Raw genomic sequence first — 16,814 nt, 5'->3', positions numbered from 1 at the left:
GAGACTGTCATGCCACAGATTGGAGAATTCACACGCGAGGAGACCGGCTTCATCGGACATCTCGGAACGCTCTTGCTGCATCAGGACGTCATCATCGTCACGGCGGAGCCGTCCGATGCCGAGAACGCACCGGATTATCGCGTTCACCTCTTCGACAGCATGAATAACGAAACAGGTCCGGAGGTCGGCGCGGCCTGGAAACGCACCGGCGAGAAGGCCGGTGAATACATCGCGCTGCTGATCGACGATCCGACATTTCCGCATCCGATGCGCGCCAACCTCTTCCGCGACGACGACGCCGGCAAGGCCTGGTCGCTGCACTGGTCGCGCCCGCGCGACCGCGCCGAGAAGGATTGAGCGATGCTTGGCTCTCGCAAGCCGGCGAGCCGTTCGACTGCGTCCGGGCCGCGCTGCGCTGCCCGGCGCATGGCTCTCCTTCTCCTTTCCGGCCTCACCTTCGCAAGCGCGATGCCGGTGATCACCATGGCGCATCACGCGCCCGCCGTCCGACCGTTGACGCGCGATGCCTACGCAGATTACATCGCCGAGGCCTCGCGGCGCTTTGGTGTTCCGATCGCCTGGATCAGGGCAGTGATGCGCGCCGAAAGCGCCGGAGAACCGCGCGCAGTTTCCTCCGCCGGCGCGATGGGTCTGATGCAGATCATGCCCGCGACCTGGGCAGGCCTGCGCGCGCGGCATGGCCTCGGTCGCGATCCCTACGACCCGCGCGACAACATCCTCGCGGGCACGGCGTACCTCCGCGAGCTGCACGATCGCTACGGCTCGCCGGGATTTCTTGCGGCCTACAATGCCGGACCCGGACGCTATGAAGCGTCGCTCGGCGGCCGTCCGTTGCCGGCCGAGACGCGCGCCTATGTCGCCTTGCTCGCGCCGGTCATCGACGGTTCGGGCGGCACGAATCCGACCGTGATGGCTGCAATCGACCGATCGGCGTGGACACGCGCGCCGCTGTTCATAGCGCAGTCCGGTCGCGCGCGGGCTGTCACTTCCGTGTCGGCCGAGCGTCCTGCCAATGACACCGCGACTACGAACACGGCGCGCGATGTCTCCGCCATCGTGCCGCAGTCGAACGGGCTGTTCGTCGCGCGCGCCTCTTCGGAAGAGCCGCGATGATGGCACTCGGCGGCATTCGCAGCATATCGCACCCCAGCGTGTCCAAGAGGGCGCGGATGTGGCAGGCAGACACCACAACCGGGGGATGGCAGGATAAAAGGCCGCGAGGTGCCGCGTCGTTCGGTTGTGGTTTTTCAATAGGTTATGAGGCGATTTCGCGAGGTGCGGGATTTCTCCGCACCTCGCGGCTACGCCGATTTTCCTGCGATTTCCTGCGCTTGGCGCGATGTGCGGGGGATCGGCCATGACCGACGACAGTGATTTCCGTATTCGGCCAGGCCGCATCCGTTCGTCTCGTGCGCAGCAGGCCCGTCCCTTCATCGCGCAGGCTCTCGCCGCGGCGAAGAAGGCCGGAGCCGGCGTCTCGCGCTCTGGCCGGATCACATCGGGAAACCGCTCGCGCTTCGGGCGCGGTCAACGTGCAAGCATCCAGGCGAACCGGTTGCTCACGGCCCGCTCGCGTGGCGCCGTCATCAAGGCGCGCGTCGTGCGTCACACCGCTCGCGCCGCGCCTCTCGCCACCCACCTCAACTATCTGCGCCGCGAGGGCGTGACCCGTGACGGGGAGAAAACCCATCTCTTCGGACCGGGCGCAGACGACGCCGATCCGAAGGCCTTCGCGGAGCGGTGCCAGGACGATCGACACCATTTCCGGTTTATCCTCTCGCCCGACGATGCGACCGACATGGCCGATCTTCGGTCCTTCACCCGCAATCTCGTCACGCAGATGGAAAAGGATCTCGACACCCGCCTCGATTGGGTGGCGGTCGACCACTGGAACACCGAGCATCCCCACGTCCACCTGATCGTGCGCGGGGTTCATGACGACGGGCAGGATCTCGTCATCTCGCGCGACTACATCAAGGAAGGGATGCGCGACCGAGCGCGTGACCTCATCACGCAGGAGTTGGGACCACGCACCGATCTCGACATCCAGCGCAGTCTGGAACGCCAGATCGATGCCGAGCGCTTCACGCAGCTTGATCGGCAGCTCCTCCGCGATAGCCATGCCACTGGCGTTATCGACATGGCGGTCGATCCGAACGCCCGGCCGGACGACTATCACGCCCAGAAGGTCGGACGGCTCCGCAAGCTGGAGACACTCGGCCTCGCCGAACAAGTCGGCCCCGGTCAATGGGCGATCGACGCGAAGGCCGAGGCGACGCTGCGTGAACTCGGCGAGCGCGGCGACATCATCAAACGCATGCACCGGGCTTTGACGGATCGCGGCATCGAGCGCGGTTCAGCGGGCTATGTGCTCGCGGCCGAGAGTCTCGATGCGCCCGTCATCGGCCGGCTGGTCGATCGCGGTCTTGATGACGAGCTGAAGGGCACGGCCTACGCCGTTGTCGATGGCGTCGATGGCCGCACCCATCACATCAAGCTGTCCGACCTCGACGCCGCCGGCGACAGCGCGCCGGGCTCGATCGTGGAGCTGCGCAAATTCGACGACGCGCAGGGTCAGCGCCGGGTCGCCATCGCTGTCCGCTCCGATCTCGACATCGATCGGCAGGTGACGGCGACGGGCGCGACCTGGCTCGACCGGCAGAATTTCGCGCGTGAACCGGCCGCTCTCTCCGAGGGCGGCTTCGGCGCCGAGGTCCGGCAGGCGCTCGATCGGCGCGCGGATCATCTGGTCGCGCAAGGTTTCGGCGAGCAGCATGGCCAACGCGTCACCTTCAATCGCGGGCTGATCGAGACTCTGCGCCGTCGTGAACTGGAGGCCGTTGGCGAGAAGCTCGCCGTCGAGACAGGCCGGCCGTTCAATCGCGCGGGCGGCGGCGAATATGTCGCCGGCACCTACCGCCAACGGCTGGCGCTCGCCTCCGGCCGGTTCGCTATGCTGGACGACGGCCTCGGCTTCCAGCTCGTCCCCTGGTCGCCCTCTCTCGAAAAGCAGCTTGGCAAGCACGTCACCGGCGTCGCCCGTGACGATGGCGGGGTCGACTGGAGCTTTGGCCGCAAGCGCGGCCTCGGCCTCTAACCTCTCTCGGAAAGGACCGTCGTCATGTCGGCAACAAAAATCCTCTGGGGCCAGATCCTCACCGTCTTTCTGATCGTGCTCGCCACCACCTGGGGTGCCACCGAATATGTCGCGTGGAAGCTGGGGTTTCAGGCGCAGCTCGGCCCGGCCTGGTTCTCGGTTTTGGGCTGGCCCTTCTACTATCCGCCGGCCTTTTACTGGTGGTGGTATTTCTACGATGCCTATGCGCCGTCGATCTTCGTCGAGGGCGCCTTCATCGCCGCCTCCGGTGGCTTTATCTCGATCGCCGTCGCCATCGGCATGTCGGTCTGGCGGGCCCGCGAAGCCAAGAAAGTCGAGACCTATGGCTCGGCGCGCTGGGCCGAAAAGAAGGAGGTGGATGCTGCTGGCCTTCTCGGTCCCGACGGGGTGGTGCTCGGCCGCTACGATCACGCCTATCTGCGCCATGACGGGCCGGAGCATGTCCTGTGCTTCGCGCCGACCCGCTCCGGTAAGGGTGTCGGGCTGGTCGTGCCCTCACTGCTGACCTGGCCGGGCTCGGCCATCGTCCACGACATCAAGGGCGAGAACTGGCAGCTCACGGCGGGCTTTCGCGCCAAGCACGGCCGCGTGCTCCTGTTCGATCCGACCAACACGAAATCCGCAGCGTACAATCCGCTGCTCGAGGTGCGTCGTGGCGAATGGGAAGTCCGCGACGTCCAGAACATCGCCGACATACTGGTCGATCCCGAAGGCTCGCTTGAAAAGCGAAACCACTGGGAAAAGACCAGCCACGCGCTGCTCGTCGGCGCGATCCTCCACGTCCTCTATGCCGAGGACGATAAGACGCTCGCCGGCGTCGCGGCGTTCCTCTCCGACCCAAAGCGCCCGATCGAGTCGACGCTGGCCGCGATGATGAAGAGCGCCCATCTTGGCGACGCGGGACCGCACCCGGTCATCGCCAGCGCCGCGCGCGAGCTGCTCAACAAATCCGACAACGAGCGATCGGGTGTGCTCTCCACTGCCATGTCGTTCCTTGGCCTCTATCGCGATCCCGTGGTGGCCGAGGTGACGCGGCGTTGCGATTGGAGGATCACCGACATCGCGGGCGATAAGCGGCCGACGACGCTGTACCTCGTCGTGCCGCCCTCCGACATCAACCGCACCAAGCCGCTGATCCGCCTGATCCTCAATCAGGTCGGTCGCCGACTGACCGAGGATCTGCAGGCGAAGGCGGGACGCCACCGGCTGCTGTTGATGCTTGACGAGTTTCCGGCGCTCGGCCGCCTCGACTTCTTCGAGTCGGCGCTGGCGTTCATGGCCGGCTACGGCCTGAAAAGCTTTCTCATCGCCCAGTCGCTCAACCAGATTGAAAAGGCCTACGGGGCGAACAACTCCATCCTCGACAACTGCCACGTCCGCGTCAGCTTCGCCACGAACGACGAACGCACCGCCAAGCGGGTATCGGATGCGCTCGGCACCGCCACCGAGATGAAAGCCATGAAAAACTATGCCGGCCACCGGCTTTCGCCCTGGCTCGGCCATCTCATGGTGTCGCGGTCCGAAACGGCGCGGCCGCTGTTGACCCCCGGCGAGATCATGCAGCTCCCGCCTGCGGACGAGATCGTCATGGTTGCCGGCACCCCGCCGATCCGGGCGAAAAAGGCGCGCTACTACGAGGACGCTCGCTTCAAGGAGCGCCTGCTGCCACTGCCGTCGCTTGCCGTGCCGACGCGAGGGCGACCCGACGACTGGACGACTCTACCGCGGCCCACTCGCCCGGAGCTGCTCGAATCCAAGACTACGTCCGCCACATCCGACGAAGATCCGACCGAGTCGGAACGCCGGCATCAGCCCGAGCTTAATCGGGTGCAGCCGGTGGAGAAGAAGCCGCCGGTCGAGAACGAATTCGAGATCGATGTCGAGCGCGATGAGGATGAGGACGCTGCCGCCCGCAACCGCCGCATGACGCGGATGATACAGGGCGTGGCGCGGCAGGTTTCGCTCGATCCCAACGACGGCATGGAGCTGTGAGCGCCGATGTCGAGATCACCCAGAAAGCAGCGCCTCTCCGTCTATCTCGATCCCGGCGTGATGGGGCGGCTCGCAGAGCATGCCGCGCGCCGCGACCATTCGCGATCGCTGATCGCCGAGGCCGCCATCGAGTCTTTCCTATCTCCCGATGCGGCGGAACGGCAGGAGGCCGCGGTTACGAAACGCCTCGACCAGCTCGATCGCCGGATGACACGGCTTGAGCGGGATGTCGGCATCGCGGTCGAGACGCTCGCGGTATTCATCCGCTTCTGGCTCTCCACGACGCCGGCGCTGCCGGAACCCGCCGCGCAGGCCGCCCGTGCCAAGACTGGTGAGCGCTACGAGGCCTTCGTGGCCGCCCTTGGTCGCCGCCTCGCCAAGGGGCCGAAACTGCGGCAGGAGATTTCCGAGGATGTCAGCCCTCAAGGGGATGAGGGGTAGTTAGCCGGTCGTCGTTTCTCAAATAATTCCGAAAAGAGCAGCAGAACCACTCTGCCGGTGAGGCTTTCTGGCCCATCTTGGCCATCTTCCGTCGCCCGAGAAAACTTTGCTGTGACGCTCGGTTTATCGAGAATTTCGAATACTCCGGTAACTGCGATGACTTTTCGCATGATGCGAGCAAACCTGAAGCGTCGTTCACTTGCCAGAAAGGTGTTGATCACCTCGGTCAGATTCTTTTGCGCCGATCCGACCGGCTTGCCCTCAACGAACGATAATATCGCATTGATAAGTGCTCCGATGTCGATCTCCTCCAGCGTTGAAGCATCAATCGAATCGTCGACGAACTTCTCTGCCAGTTCGGAAAGCAGTGCGTTTCGAGCGGGCCACGGCGTCCCTTGTGGCGTCGTTGCTGCCAGCCAGCGTGCCCGAAAGTCACTATGCCAAGGCGGAGGCGGAGCGACTGCATAAGGCAAGCCAGACGAAGGCCATTCCAGATCAGGAAGCGTCGTGATCTTCGAGTTCCAACCAGAGCCGTGTTCCCAAAAAGCTCGAAGGAGGAAGGTTCCATTTTCCCGACTTTCAGAAACCACCGCGTCGTCAAGCGAGAACAGGTTCTTGTTGTGCGAGTAGAAGATGTCCTCGAATGCCGTGAGCAAATGCGCCCTCTCAACGGGAACGAAGTTCCAAGTCAACCAAATGAGATGCCGTCCTTCGCGCTGATAGAAATCCTCGCGTGCGACGATGATCGGGATCTGGGTTGTTGCAAGTTGAATTTCGATGGCAATCGGCTTTCCATCGTAGACGGCACGCACATCAGGGCGGCGTCGACTTTCCCCGCACACAACATATTCGTCGACCACGACAGATCCCGGTTCTGTGCTTGGATCTGCAGCCAGTAGTTCAGCGACCATATGTTTGACGCGCAGATGCAACGGGCTTTCTTGCGCGCCCTGGAACTGCGAAGCACTTACGTCATCAGTTGAGCCGGGCTCGCCTGTCCACCACGGGCAACTCCGGGGCGCCCCCTTGTGGTGCCGCCAGAATGGCAATCGTGTCTTCGGCTCCCGCGGAGCATAAACAGCAAAGCCGCAATGGTCGCAGACGAAAGCAGGCTGTCCTTCGTTTCGGGCGCGCGTAGCGGCACGCCGGATCTCCTGATAGCCGTCTGCATCGATCCGAAGCAGGTCATCGCTCGAAATCGCAGTCATGTCTCGGAGACGAACGGCACGCTTCAATGTCCGTTGCAATCGTGCCGTCATTCAGCTCTCCGGTAACAGCGAATCAATATGTCTCCTCGGGCGCATTCAAATCATAACAACGTCGCGACCTACGCTATCTCCTGTATTTGCACGCTACGGTACTACGCCGGCAAATCCTTGTTGAATCGGCCTAAAATCAAGCCCTTTTAATCATCCCCGTCCGGGGAAGGTCTGTCTCAACCCCGTTGGAATCGGGGTTGTATGGCGGCGTCTCACCAAAATTCAGAAGGCTTTGCGCGCGGCGCGCGGATGTTGCGCACCGCGCTCGGTCCCGCCATCGCGCGCTATCTCGACGACGCCGGCATCGTCGAGGTGATGCTGAACCCCGACGGGCGGCTCTGGATCGACCGTCTTTCCGAGGGGCTTTCCGACACGGGGGAGCGGCTGTCGGCAGCGGACGGCGAGCGCATTGTTCGACTGGTCGCCCATCACGTCGGCGCGGAGGTTCATGCCGGTGCCCCGCGAGTTTCGGCCGAACTGCCCGAGACGGGGGAGCGGTTCGAGGGGCTTTTGCCGCCCGTCGTCGCCGCGCCCGCCTTCGCGATCCGCAAGCCCGCGGTCGCGGTCTTCACCCTCGATGACTACGTGCGCGCCGGGATCATGTCGGCTGGACAGGCCGAGATGCTGCGCCAGGGCGTGGCGTCTCGCGCCAATATCCTCGTCGCCGGTGGAACCTCGACCGGCAAGACCACCCTCACCAACGCGCTGCTCGCCGAGGTCGCCAAGACCGCCGATCGCGTCGTCATCATCGAGGACACGCGCGAACTCCAATGCGCCGCGCCGAACCTTGTCGCCATGCGCACGAAGGACGGCGTCGCTTCGCTCTCCGACCTCGTGCGCTCGTCGTTGCGCCTTCGCCCCGATCGCATTCCGGTCGGCGAGGTGCGCGGTGCAGAGGCGCTCGACCTGCTCAAGGCGTGGGGCACCGGCCACCCCGGCGGCGTCGGGACGATCCACGCCGGCAGCGCCATCGGCGCGCTGCGCCGTCTCGAACAGCTCATCCAGGAAGCCGTCGTCACCGTCCCGCGCGCCCTGATCGCCGAAACGATCGATCTCGTCGCGGTCTTGTCCGGCCGCGGCTCGCAGCGCCGGCTCGCCGAACTCGCCCGCATCGAAGGGCTCGGCCCTGACGGCGATTACTGCGTCAGCCCCATCACCCCGAAGCCCCAAGAAGGAGAATCCGCATGATCTCGCATGCCCGCAGCTTGCCTCGCCGTCTGATGATGACGGCATCGGCCATCGTCATGAGCGTGGCGATGGCGCCCGCCGCCCACGCATCCGGCTCGTCCATGCCGTGGGAACAGCCGCTCCAACAAATCCTCCAGTCGATCGAAGGTCCGGTCGCGAAGATCATTGCGGTGATCATCATCATCGTCACGGGCCTGACGCTCGCCTTCGGCGACACGTCTGGCGGCTTCCGCCGGCTCATCCAGATCGTGTTCGGCCTGTCGATCGCGTTCGCGGCCAGCTCGTTCTTCCTCAGCTTCTTCAGCTTCGGCGGCGGAGCGCTGGTCTGATGGTGGGCGTCTCCGATCAGGACGTTCCGGGCTTCACGGTCACGGTCCACCGCGCACTGACCGAGCCGATCCTGCTCGGCGGCGCCCCGCGCGCCATCGCCATCATGAACGGCACACTCGCGGGCGCTGTCGGGCTCGGGCTGCGCCTCTGGCTCGTTGGCATCGCGATCTGGGCGATTGGTCACGTCGCGGCGGTCTGGGCCGCCAAGCGCGACCCGCTCTTCGTCGATGTCGTGCGCCGGCATCTGCGCATCCCCGCGCATCTCGCGGTTTGAGGGAGAGCGATGCCGTGATGAACCTCGCCGAATACCGCAACCGCAACAGCCGGCTCGCCGACTTCCTTCCCTGGGTGGCGCTCGTGGGCTCCGGCGTCGTCCTGAACAAGGACGGCAGCTTCCAGCGTACCGCCCAATTCCGCGGCCCCGATCTGGACTCGGCTGTCCCCGCTGAGCTGGTCGCCGTCGCCGGGCGCCTCAACAACGCCTTCCGTCGTCTCGGCTCCGGCTGGGCGATCTTCGTCGAGGCGCAGCGTCACCCTTCGAACCGCTACCCCAACAGCAAATTTCCCGACGCCGCCTCCGCCCTGGTAGACGCCGAGCGCAAAGCCGACTTTGAGGAAGCCGGTGCGCATTTCGAGTCCAGCCACTACCTGACCTTCGCCTGGCTGCCGCCGGCCGAGGACGCGGCTCGCGCAGAAACCTGGCTCTACGAGGGTCGCGAGAAATCGGGCATCGACCCGCGCGAAGCCCTGACCGGCTTTGCCGATCGCACCGACCGCATCTTGCACCTCGTCGAAGCCTTCATGCCGGAGTGCCGCTGGCTCGATGACGCCGAAACCCTGACCTATCTGCACGGCTGCGTTTCGACCAAGCGCCATCGCGTCCGCGTTCCCGAGACACCGATCTATCTCGATGCGCTGCTCGCCGATCAGCCTCTCGCCGGTGGACTCGAACCCCGGCTTGGCGACCAGCATGTGCGCGTCCTCACGATCACCGGGTTTCCGACGGCGACGACACCCGGTCTGCTCGACGAGCTGAACCGGCTCGCCTTTCCCTATCGTTGGGCGACCCGCGCGATTCTGCTCGACAAGACCGACGCGACGAAGCTGCTGACCAAGATCCGGCGGCAATGGTTCGCCAAACGTAAGTCGATCGCGGCGATCCTCAAGGAGGTGATGACCAACGAGGCGTCCGTCCTCGTTGACACGGATGCGGCCAACAAGGCCGCTGACGCCGACATGGCGTTGCAGGAACTTGGCGCCGACTATGCCGGCATGGCCTATGTCACCGCGACGGTGACGGTCTGGGACGCCGATCCGCGCGTGGCCGACGAGAAGCTGCGACTGGTCGAGAAGGTCATCCAGGGTCGCGACTTCACCGCCATGGTGGAGACCGTCAACGCGGTCGACGCCTGGCTCGGCTCGCTGCCCGGCCATGTCTACGCCAATGTTCGGCAACCGCCGATCTCCACGCTCAATCTCGCCCACATGATCCCGCTTTCGGCGGTATGGGCGGGACCGGAACGGGACGAGCACTTTGCAGCGCCCCCACTGCTCTTCGGCAAAACCGAAGGCTCGACCCCGTTCCGGCTTTCCATCCATGTCGGCGATGTCGGCCACACGCTGCTCGTCGGACCGACCGGCGCGGGCAAGTCAGTGCTGCTGGCCTTGATGGCGCTGCAGTTCCGCCGTTATGTCCGCTCGCAGGTCGTTGCCTTCGACTTCGGCGGTTCGATCCGTGCGGCCGCGCTCGCCATGGGCGGCGACTGGCACGATCTCGGCGGCGATCTCAGCGATGGCGCTTCCGATAGCGTCAGCCTTCAGCCGCTCTCGCGCATCAATGACGTGCCCGAGCGTGCCTGGGCCGCCGACTGGCTGGTCGCGATCCTGATCCGCGAAGGCGTGACCATCACGCCCGAGGTGAAGGAGCACCTCTGGACGGCGCTCACCTCACTCGCCAGCGCGCCCGTCGAAGAGCGAACCCTGACGGGCCTCGCCGTGCTGCTCCAGTCGAACGATCTGAAGCAGGCGCTCCGGCCGTACTGCGTCGGCGGTCCCTATGGCCGCCTGCTCGACGCCGAGCACGAGTATCTCGGCACGGCATCGGTCCAGGCGTTCGAGACCGAAGGCCTGATCGGCACCGGCGCTGCGCCCGCCGTCCTCGCCTACCTCTTCCACCGCATCGATGATCGGCTCGATGGCTCGCCGACGCTGATTATCATCGACGAGGGTTGGCTTGCGCTCGACGACGAGGGGTTCGCCGGCCAGCTCAGGGAGTGGCTGAAGACGCTCCGGAAAAAGAATGCCAGCGTCATCTTCGCCACGCAATCGCTGTCCGACATCGACGGCTCGGCGATCGCGCCCGCGATCATCGAAAGCTGCCAGACCCGTCTGCTGCTCCCGAACGAGCGGGCGATCGAGCCGCACATCACCGCGATCTATCGGCGTTTCGGTCTCAATGATCGCCAGATCGAGATCATCGCACGGGCGATGCCGAAGCGCGACTACTACTGCCAGTCACGGCGCGGCAATCGCCTCTTCGAACTCGGCCTGTCCGCCGTCGCGCTCGCGCTCTGCGCCGCGTCCGCCAAGACGGATCAGACCGCCATCGCCCGCATCGTCGCCGAGCACGGCCGCGACGGCTTCCTCACCGCCTGGCTGCACCACCGCGATGTCGGCTGGGCGGCTGATCTCGTTCCCACGCTCAACACCCAAGGAGAATTGACATGAAACTGCGCCATTCCCGCGCAGCGCGTTTTGCTGTCGCGCTGCTGTCCGCTCCCGTCGCGCTCGCACCCATGCTGGCGACGCCTGCGCACGCCATCATCGTCTTCGACCCGACCAACTACGCGCAGAACGTCCTCCAGGCTGCCCGCGCGCTGGAACAGATCACCCACCAGATCACCTCGCTTCAGAACGAAGCGCAGATGCTGATCAACCAGGCGCGCAATCTCGCGAGCCTGCCGTTCTCCGCGCTCCAGCAGTTGCAGCAGTCGGTTCAGAAGACGCAGCAGCTCCTCAGCCAGGCGCAGAACATCGCCTACGACGTCCAGAAGATCGACCAGATGTTCCAGCAGAAATACGGGAACGTCTCTATGTCCACGAGCAACCAGCAGCTCGTCTCCGATGCGCGTTCGCGCTGGCAGAATACGGTCGGCGGTTTGCAGGATGCGATGCGGGTGCAGGCCGGCGTCGTTGGCAACATCGACACCAACCGCGCGCAGATGTCCGCACTCGTCGGCCAGAGCCAGGGCGCGACCGGCGCGCTGCAGGCTACACAGGCTGGCAATCAGCTCCTCGCTCTCCAAGCCCAACAGATTGCGGACCTTACCGCGGTCGTCGCGGCAAACGGACGCGCGCAGATGCTGACCGAAGCCGAACGCGCGGCCGCTGCCGAACAGGGCCGCGAACAGCGGCGCCGCTTTCTGACGCCGGGCACGGGCTACCAGCCCGGCAACGCCCAGATGTTCAACAACCGGAACTGAGCGGGGGCGATCGCCATGGACGGCAAGATGTTCGTTCGGCTCGGCGCCGTCGTCTTCGTCGGGGTCGCCATCACCGCCACCGTCATCGAGCTGACCCGGAAAGAGGAGGAGCTGGAGGTCCGCTCGCCGGCCCTCCGACCGGGCGTTGATGTCGAGGCTCTCCAGCGTCAACTTCGCGGATGCCGGGACTTGGGCGAGGCCGCGATCCGTGATCCGGCCTGCCTCAAGCTGTGGGCCGCCAACCGCGACCGCTTCCTGGGCCAGAATCCGGAAGCGCCGCGGACCGCCTCGCCGGAGGCGCCGACCCCGACGGCGACGATCGCGCCGGCGCCCACGCCGGATGCGATCGTCAAGGAAGCCGTGCGGGTCATGCAGCCGGAGCCCGCGCGTCCGGGGACGCACTGACATGGGCGGCACCGGCGTCATCGACAACTTCCTGGGCGTCTTCACCCGCTACATCGATTCAGGCTTCGGCCTGCTCAGCGGGGAAGTCGCCTTCATCGCCACCACGCTCATCGTCATCGATGTGACGCTGGCCGCCCTGTTCTGGAGCTGGGGCGCCGATGACGACATCGTCGCCCGCCTCGTGAAGAAGACGCTGTTCGTCGGCGTCTTCGCCTATCTGATCTCCAACTGGAACAATCTCGCCCGCATCGTCTTCGAGAGCTTCGCCGGCCTCGGCCTGAAAGCTTCGGGCACCGGCTTCTCCGTCACCGATCTCCTGCGCCCCGGCAAGGTCGCGCAGACCGGCCTCGATGCCGGTCGGCCGCTGCTCGAATCCATCTCGAACCTGATGGGCTGGGTCGCGTTCTTCGAGAACTTCATCCAGATCGCCTGCCTGCTGTTCGCCTGGGCGCTGATCCTGCTCGCCTTCTTCATCCTCGCGGTCCAGCTCTTCGTCACCTTGATCGAGTTCAAGCTGACGACGCTCGCGGGCTTCGTGCTGATCCCGTTCGGCCTCTTCGGCAAGTCCGCCTTCATGGCCGAGCGTGTGCTTGGCAACGTGATTTCTTCCGGCATCAAGGTACTGGTGCTCGCCGTCATCATCGGCATCGGCTCCACCTTGTTCTCGCAGTTCACACAAGGTTTCGGTGGCCAGACCCCGACGATCGATGACGCCATGGCGATCGTGCTCGCCGCGCTCTCGCTTCTCGGTCTTGGCATCTTCGGTCCCGGTATCGCCAACGGCCTCGTCTCGGGCGGCCCGCAGCTCGGCGCTGGCGCCGCGGTGGGTGCCGGCGTGGCGGCTGGTGGCATGGTCGCGGCCGGCGCCGCGACTGTCGGCACCGTTGCCTCTGGCGGCGCGGCCCTCGCCACTAGTGCAGCCGCCGCCACTCGTGGTGGCGCGGCCGTCGCCGGCGGCGCATCCACCGCCTACAGCCTTGGCGCCGCCGGTCAGTCGGGCGCGTCGGGCGTTGCGTCCGGCATCGGCAATGTCGCGAGCACCGGCGCGAAGGCCGCTGCCTCGCCGCTGAAGCGCGCCGTGTCCCGTGCGTCCGACAGCCTCAAGTCCAGCTTCGATGCCGACTCCCGCGCCGCGTCCGAGATCTCCAGCGGCGCATCCAGCGACGGCGGCGCGACGGAAACCGCGCCCTCTGCCGCCGCGACCGCCACCCGCGACGGTCCGCCGGCCTGGGCCAAGCGCATGAAGCGCTCGCAGCAACTCGCCCACGGCGTCCAGGCTGCCGCCCATGCCGTCAAATCCGGCGACAGCCATGGCGGCGGCTCTTCCGTCAACCTCTCCGAAAGCGACTGACCATGAACTTCTTCAAACGACCATCGACCCACTACGGGAAAGCACCACAGCCCGAAACGCCCTATCAACGCGCCGCACAGGTCTGGGACGACCGGATTGGCTCCGCCCGCGTGCAGGCTCGCAACTGGCGCTATATGGCTTTCGGCTGCCTGGCCCTTTCAGCCGGCCTGTCGGGCGGCCTCGTCTGGCAGTCGGCCAGCGGCACCATCGTTCCCTGGGTGGTGCAGGTCGACAAGCTCGGCCAGGCGCAGGCGATTGCGCCCGCCGTCGCAGACTATCGGCCGTCCGATCCGCAGATCGCGTTCCATCTCGCCCGCTTCATCGAGCAGGTTCGCTCGATCCCGGCCGACGCGATCATTGTGCGGCAGAACTGGTTGCGCGCCTACGAGTTCACCACGCAGGGCGGCGCGCTCGCCCTCAACGACTATGCCCGCGCCAACGACCCCTTCACCAAGGTCGGCAAGCAGCAGGTCGCCATCGAGGTATCGAGCGTCATCAGGGCCTCCCCGGACTCATTCCGCGTAGCCTGGATCGAGCGTCGTTATCAGGACGGATCGCTCGCCGCGACCGAGCGCTGGTCCGCCATCCTCACCACCGTCGTGCAAACGCCGCGCGACGCCGAAAAGCTTCGAGCCAATCCGCTCGGAATCTACGTCAACGCCATCAACTGGTCGAAGGAGCTTGGACAATGACGCCTGCCTTCCGCACAGCCGGAAAGCCGGCTCTCCGTAAATCCTCGCTTGCGCTTCTGCTGGCCTGCACGTCGGCTCTCGCGGGCTGCGCGACCAACACGCCGCCGCCCGAAATCAGCTATGACAACGCCGCGCCCGCCGTGCAGACGGTCGACCCGCCGTCGCCAGTGCGCATCGTCGAACTGCCGAGGCCCTTGCCGCTTGCCGGCCAGATGAAGCCCGTGGACGCAGCGCGCCAGCCGGCCGAGGCGACCGATCCCGCCGCCCGCGTCAATCAGGCCAATGCACAGGCCCGCGTGCAGCCGGTTCGCAACGGCTTCATCAATTCCATGCAGGTCTATCCGTTCACCCAAGGGGCGCTCTATCAGGTCTATACGGCGGTCGGGCAGATCACGGACATCGCGCTCCAGCCCGGTGAGCAGCTCGTCGGCGCCGGCCCGGTCGCCGCTGGCGACACCGTGCGCTGGATCATCGGCGACACCGAGAGCGGCACGGGCGTGGCGAAACAGGTCCACATCCTGGTCAAGCCCACGCGGCCTGATCTGATGACGAACCTCGTCATCAACACCAATTTGCGCACCTATCATATGGAGCTGCGTTCGACGTCCTCGACCTACATGGCGTCGGTCTCCTGGCAATATCCGCAGGACCAGCTCATCGCCCTGCGCCGGCAGAATGCGCAAGCGGAGGCCGCGCAGCCCATCTCGACCGGCGTCGACCTCTCCAGCGTCAATTTCCGCTACGAGGTAACAGGCGACCGTGCGCCGTGGCGGCCATTGCGCGCCTTCGACGACGGCCGCCAGGTGTTCATCGAATTCCCGCGCGGCATCGGCCAGGGCGAGATGCCGCCGCTGTTCGTCGTCGGCCCCGAGGGCGCGACCTCCGAACTCGTGAACTACCGCGTGCGCGGCAACTACATGATCGTCGATCGCCTCTTCGCCGCCGCCGAGCTGCGCTTTGGCGCCGGTCGCAACCAGAAACGTGTGCGGATCTCGCGCACCGACGGAAGGCCGGCGTCATGAGCGAGATCGAACCCGGAAATGAGAAAGGGTCGGAGCCATCCGGCGAGGACGGCGCCCTGCCGCTGACCGGCGAGCCGGCCGCGCCGATGCGCCTGCGCCCGGAGCCGCCGCGCGTGACGCGGCTGTCGCGCAAGGTGCTGGCCGGGCTCGGCCTGGTCGCCAGCGTCGGCATCGGCGGCGCGCTGATCTACGCTCTGCAAATCCAGGGCGGGCGCAAGGGCAACGAGGAGCTTTACGCGACCGACAACCGGGCGACCCCGGATGGCCTCAACAGCCTGCCACGCGACTATACCGGGCCGGTGCTCGGTCCGCCGCTACCCGGCGATCTCGGTCGGCCGATCCTCAATGCACAAAATGCCGTGCCGCCGCCATCGATCACGACACCCAATCCCGGCATCAGCGCCGAGGAGCAGCGTCGGCTTCAGGAGCTGGAATCGGCGCGGACCGCCCGGCTGTTCGCTTCGACCGAGACGCGCAGCGTTTCGTCGCAACCTGTGGCAACCGCAACAACCGCCACCACTCCCACCCCCGATCTCACAAATCTCGGCCTGGCGCCGCAGCCGGCGACGCCTACCGCGCAGGACCGCCAGCTCGCGTTCCTCAACCAGGCGCCGGACAAGCGCACGGTCTCGGCCGACCGCGTGACCGCCCCAGCGTCGGCGAACGTGCTGCAGGCAGGCGCCGTCATTGCGGCGGCGCTCATCACCGGCATTCGCTCCGATCTTCCCGGCCAGATCACGGCCCAGGTGACGGAGAACATCTACGACAGCCCGACCGGCAAGATTCTGCTCGTTCCGCAGGGCACGCGCATTATCGGCCAGTACGACAACGGCGTCGGCTTCGGGCAGCGCCGCGTCCTGCTCGTGTGGAACAGGCTGATATTCCCGAACGGCCGCTCGATCGTGCTGGAGCGCCAACCCGGCGCGGATGCGGAAGGATATGCCGGCCTCGAGGACGGCGTCGATTATCACTGGGGCGAGCTGTTCAAGGCGGCTGCCTTGTCGACACTGCTCAGCATTGGTGCCCAAACTGGATCATCGGGCGACGAGAGCGACATCGTTCGGGCTCTGCGCCAGGGCGCGGGCGACAGCATCAGCCAGACAGGACAGCAGATCGTCAGCCGTCAGCTCAACATCGCGCCGACGCTGACGATCCGACCAGGATTCCCCGTCCGCGTGATCGTCACGCGCGACCTCGTGCTAGAACCTTATAGAGGCTGACATGGCCAAACTGAAACTAGGACCGATCGTCGACGACAAGCCAGTCAAGGTCACCGTGGAGCTGCCAGCGAGTCTCCACCGCGATCTCGTCTCGTATGCCGAGATCCTCGGGCGCGAGAATGGCCAGAGAGCAACAGATCCTATCCGGCTTATCGTGCCCATGCTGCAGCGCTTTATCACAACCGACCGCGGCTTTGCGAAGGCCCGGAAGAACTCAACATAACGGCGCTGTTCGATGTCCCATCGTCGCATCAACTTGTGGCGCAACACTTCGAGAGGATGGTGCCAGACTG

Annotated in this window: 17 protein-coding genes; 16 read left to right on the top strand and 1 reads right to left on the bottom strand. The window is 65.6% G+C overall.

Annotated elements, in window-relative coordinates; translation table 11 throughout:
- Window positions 1-9: 9 nt before the first annotated feature.
- From LAC81_RS06930 to LAC81_RS06910, 5 genes are all read left to right on the top strand, one after another.
- The gene (locus tag LAC81_RS06930; RefSeq protein ID WP_223727779.1) at window positions 10-357 is read left to right on the top strand and encodes a DUF736 domain-containing protein; all 348 of its coding nucleotides are present in this window, start codon (window positions 10-12) and stop codon (window positions 355-357) included.
- 3 nt (window positions 358-360) lie between these two features.
- Entirely contained in the window at window positions 361-1,134 is a 774-nt protein-coding gene (locus tag LAC81_RS06925; RefSeq protein ID WP_223727218.1) for a lytic transglycosylase domain-containing protein, read from the top strand.
- Window positions 1,135-1,378: 244 nt separating this feature from the next.
- Window positions 1,379-3,118, top strand: coding sequence for a relaxase/mobilization nuclease domain-containing protein (locus LAC81_RS06920; RefSeq protein WP_223727217.1), 1,740 nt, complete (start codon window positions 1,379-1,381; stop codon window positions 3,116-3,118).
- A 24-nt stretch (window positions 3,119-3,142) separates the two neighbouring features.
- On the top strand, window positions 3,143-5,131 hold the full coding sequence (locus LAC81_RS06915) for a conjugal transfer protein TraG (protein ID WP_223727216.1): 1,989 nt from the start codon (window positions 3,143-3,145) through the stop codon (window positions 5,129-5,131).
- 6 nt (window positions 5,132-5,137) lie between these two features.
- Window positions 5,138-5,572, top strand: coding sequence for a CopG family transcriptional regulator (locus LAC81_RS06910; RefSeq protein WP_223727215.1), 435 nt, complete (start codon window positions 5,138-5,140; stop codon window positions 5,570-5,572).
- Here the strand turns inward: LAC81_RS06910 and LAC81_RS06905 are convergent.
- Window positions 5,554-6,831, bottom strand: coding sequence for a DUF6035 family protein (locus tag LAC81_RS06905; RefSeq protein ID WP_223727214.1), 1,278 nt, complete (start codon window positions 6,829-6,831; stop codon window positions 5,554-5,556). The two genes, LAC81_RS06910 and LAC81_RS06905, sit on opposite strands and share 19 nt — an antisense overlap.
- Window positions 6,832-7,032: 201 nt before the next feature.
- Between LAC81_RS06905 and trbB the strand changes: the two genes are divergently transcribed.
- From trbB to LAC81_RS06850, 11 genes are read left to right on the top strand one after another with little or no spacing between them, the layout of a single operon-like run.
- Window positions 7,033-8,019 carry a P-type conjugative transfer ATPase TrbB gene (gene trbB / locus LAC81_RS06900; RefSeq protein WP_223727213.1) on the top strand — a complete coding sequence of 329 codons (987 nt, stop codon included), beginning with the start codon at window positions 7,033-7,035 and terminating at the stop codon, window positions 8,017-8,019.
- Entirely contained in the window at window positions 8,016-8,348 is a 333-nt protein-coding gene (locus LAC81_RS06895; RefSeq protein WP_223727212.1) for a TrbC/VirB2 family protein, read from the top strand. Before trbB ends, LAC81_RS06895 begins: the two co-directional genes overlap by 4 nt.
- Complete coding sequence (locus tag LAC81_RS06890; RefSeq protein WP_223727211.1) at window positions 8,348-8,623, top strand: VirB3 family type IV secretion system protein; 276 nt, start codon at window positions 8,348-8,350, stop codon at window positions 8,621-8,623. Before LAC81_RS06895 ends, LAC81_RS06890 begins: the two co-directional genes overlap by 1 nt.
- A gap of 14 nt (window positions 8,624-8,637) precedes the next feature.
- Window positions 8,638-11,076 (top strand): conjugal transfer protein TrbE, encoded by a 2,439-nt coding sequence (gene trbE / locus LAC81_RS06885; protein WP_223727210.1) that lies wholly within the window; start codon window positions 8,638-8,640, stop codon window positions 11,074-11,076.
- Window positions 11,073-11,831: a P-type conjugative transfer protein TrbJ gene (gene trbJ, locus LAC81_RS06880; RefSeq protein WP_223727209.1), complete on the top strand. Its 759-nt coding sequence runs from the start codon at window positions 11,073-11,075 to the stop codon at window positions 11,829-11,831. Before trbE ends, trbJ begins: the two co-directional genes overlap by 4 nt.
- Before the next feature lie 15 nt (window positions 11,832-11,846).
- Window positions 11,847-12,236, top strand: a complete 390-nt coding sequence (trbK-alt, locus tag LAC81_RS06875; protein ID WP_223727208.1) for a putative entry exclusion protein TrbK-alt — start codon at window positions 11,847-11,849, stop codon at window positions 12,234-12,236.
- 1 nt (window position 12,237) lies between these two features.
- Window positions 12,238-13,587 carry a P-type conjugative transfer protein TrbL gene (gene trbL, locus LAC81_RS06870; protein ID WP_223727207.1) on the top strand — a complete coding sequence of 450 codons (1,350 nt, stop codon included), beginning with the start codon at window positions 12,238-12,240 and terminating at the stop codon, window positions 13,585-13,587.
- Window positions 13,588-13,589: 2 nt separating this feature from the next.
- Window positions 13,590-14,279 carry a conjugal transfer protein TrbF gene (trbF, locus tag LAC81_RS06865; protein ID WP_223727206.1) on the top strand — a complete coding sequence of 230 codons (690 nt, stop codon included), beginning with the start codon at window positions 13,590-13,592 and terminating at the stop codon, window positions 14,277-14,279.
- Entirely contained in the window at window positions 14,276-15,301 is a 1,026-nt protein-coding gene (trbG, locus tag LAC81_RS06860; protein ID WP_223727205.1) for a P-type conjugative transfer protein TrbG, read from the top strand. Before trbF ends, trbG begins: the two co-directional genes overlap by 4 nt.
- On the top strand, window positions 15,298-16,521 hold the full coding sequence (locus LAC81_RS06855) for a TrbI/VirB10 family protein (RefSeq protein ID WP_223727204.1): 1,224 nt from the start codon (window positions 15,298-15,300) through the stop codon (window positions 16,519-16,521). Before trbG ends, LAC81_RS06855 begins: the two co-directional genes overlap by 4 nt.
- Window position 16,522: 1 nt before the next feature.
- Window positions 16,523-16,744, top strand: coding sequence for a DUF2274 domain-containing protein (locus LAC81_RS06850; protein ID WP_223727203.1), 222 nt, complete (start codon window positions 16,523-16,525; stop codon window positions 16,742-16,744).
- Window positions 16,745-16,814: the final 70 nt, after the last annotated feature.

Origin of the sequence: Ensifer adhaerens (assembly GCF_020035535.1) — a bacterium.
GTDB lineage: Bacteria > Pseudomonadota > Alphaproteobacteria > Rhizobiales > Rhizobiaceae > Ensifer.
Note: the sequence above shows the minus strand (reverse complement) of the source record. Positions and strands in the feature narration are given on the sequence as shown.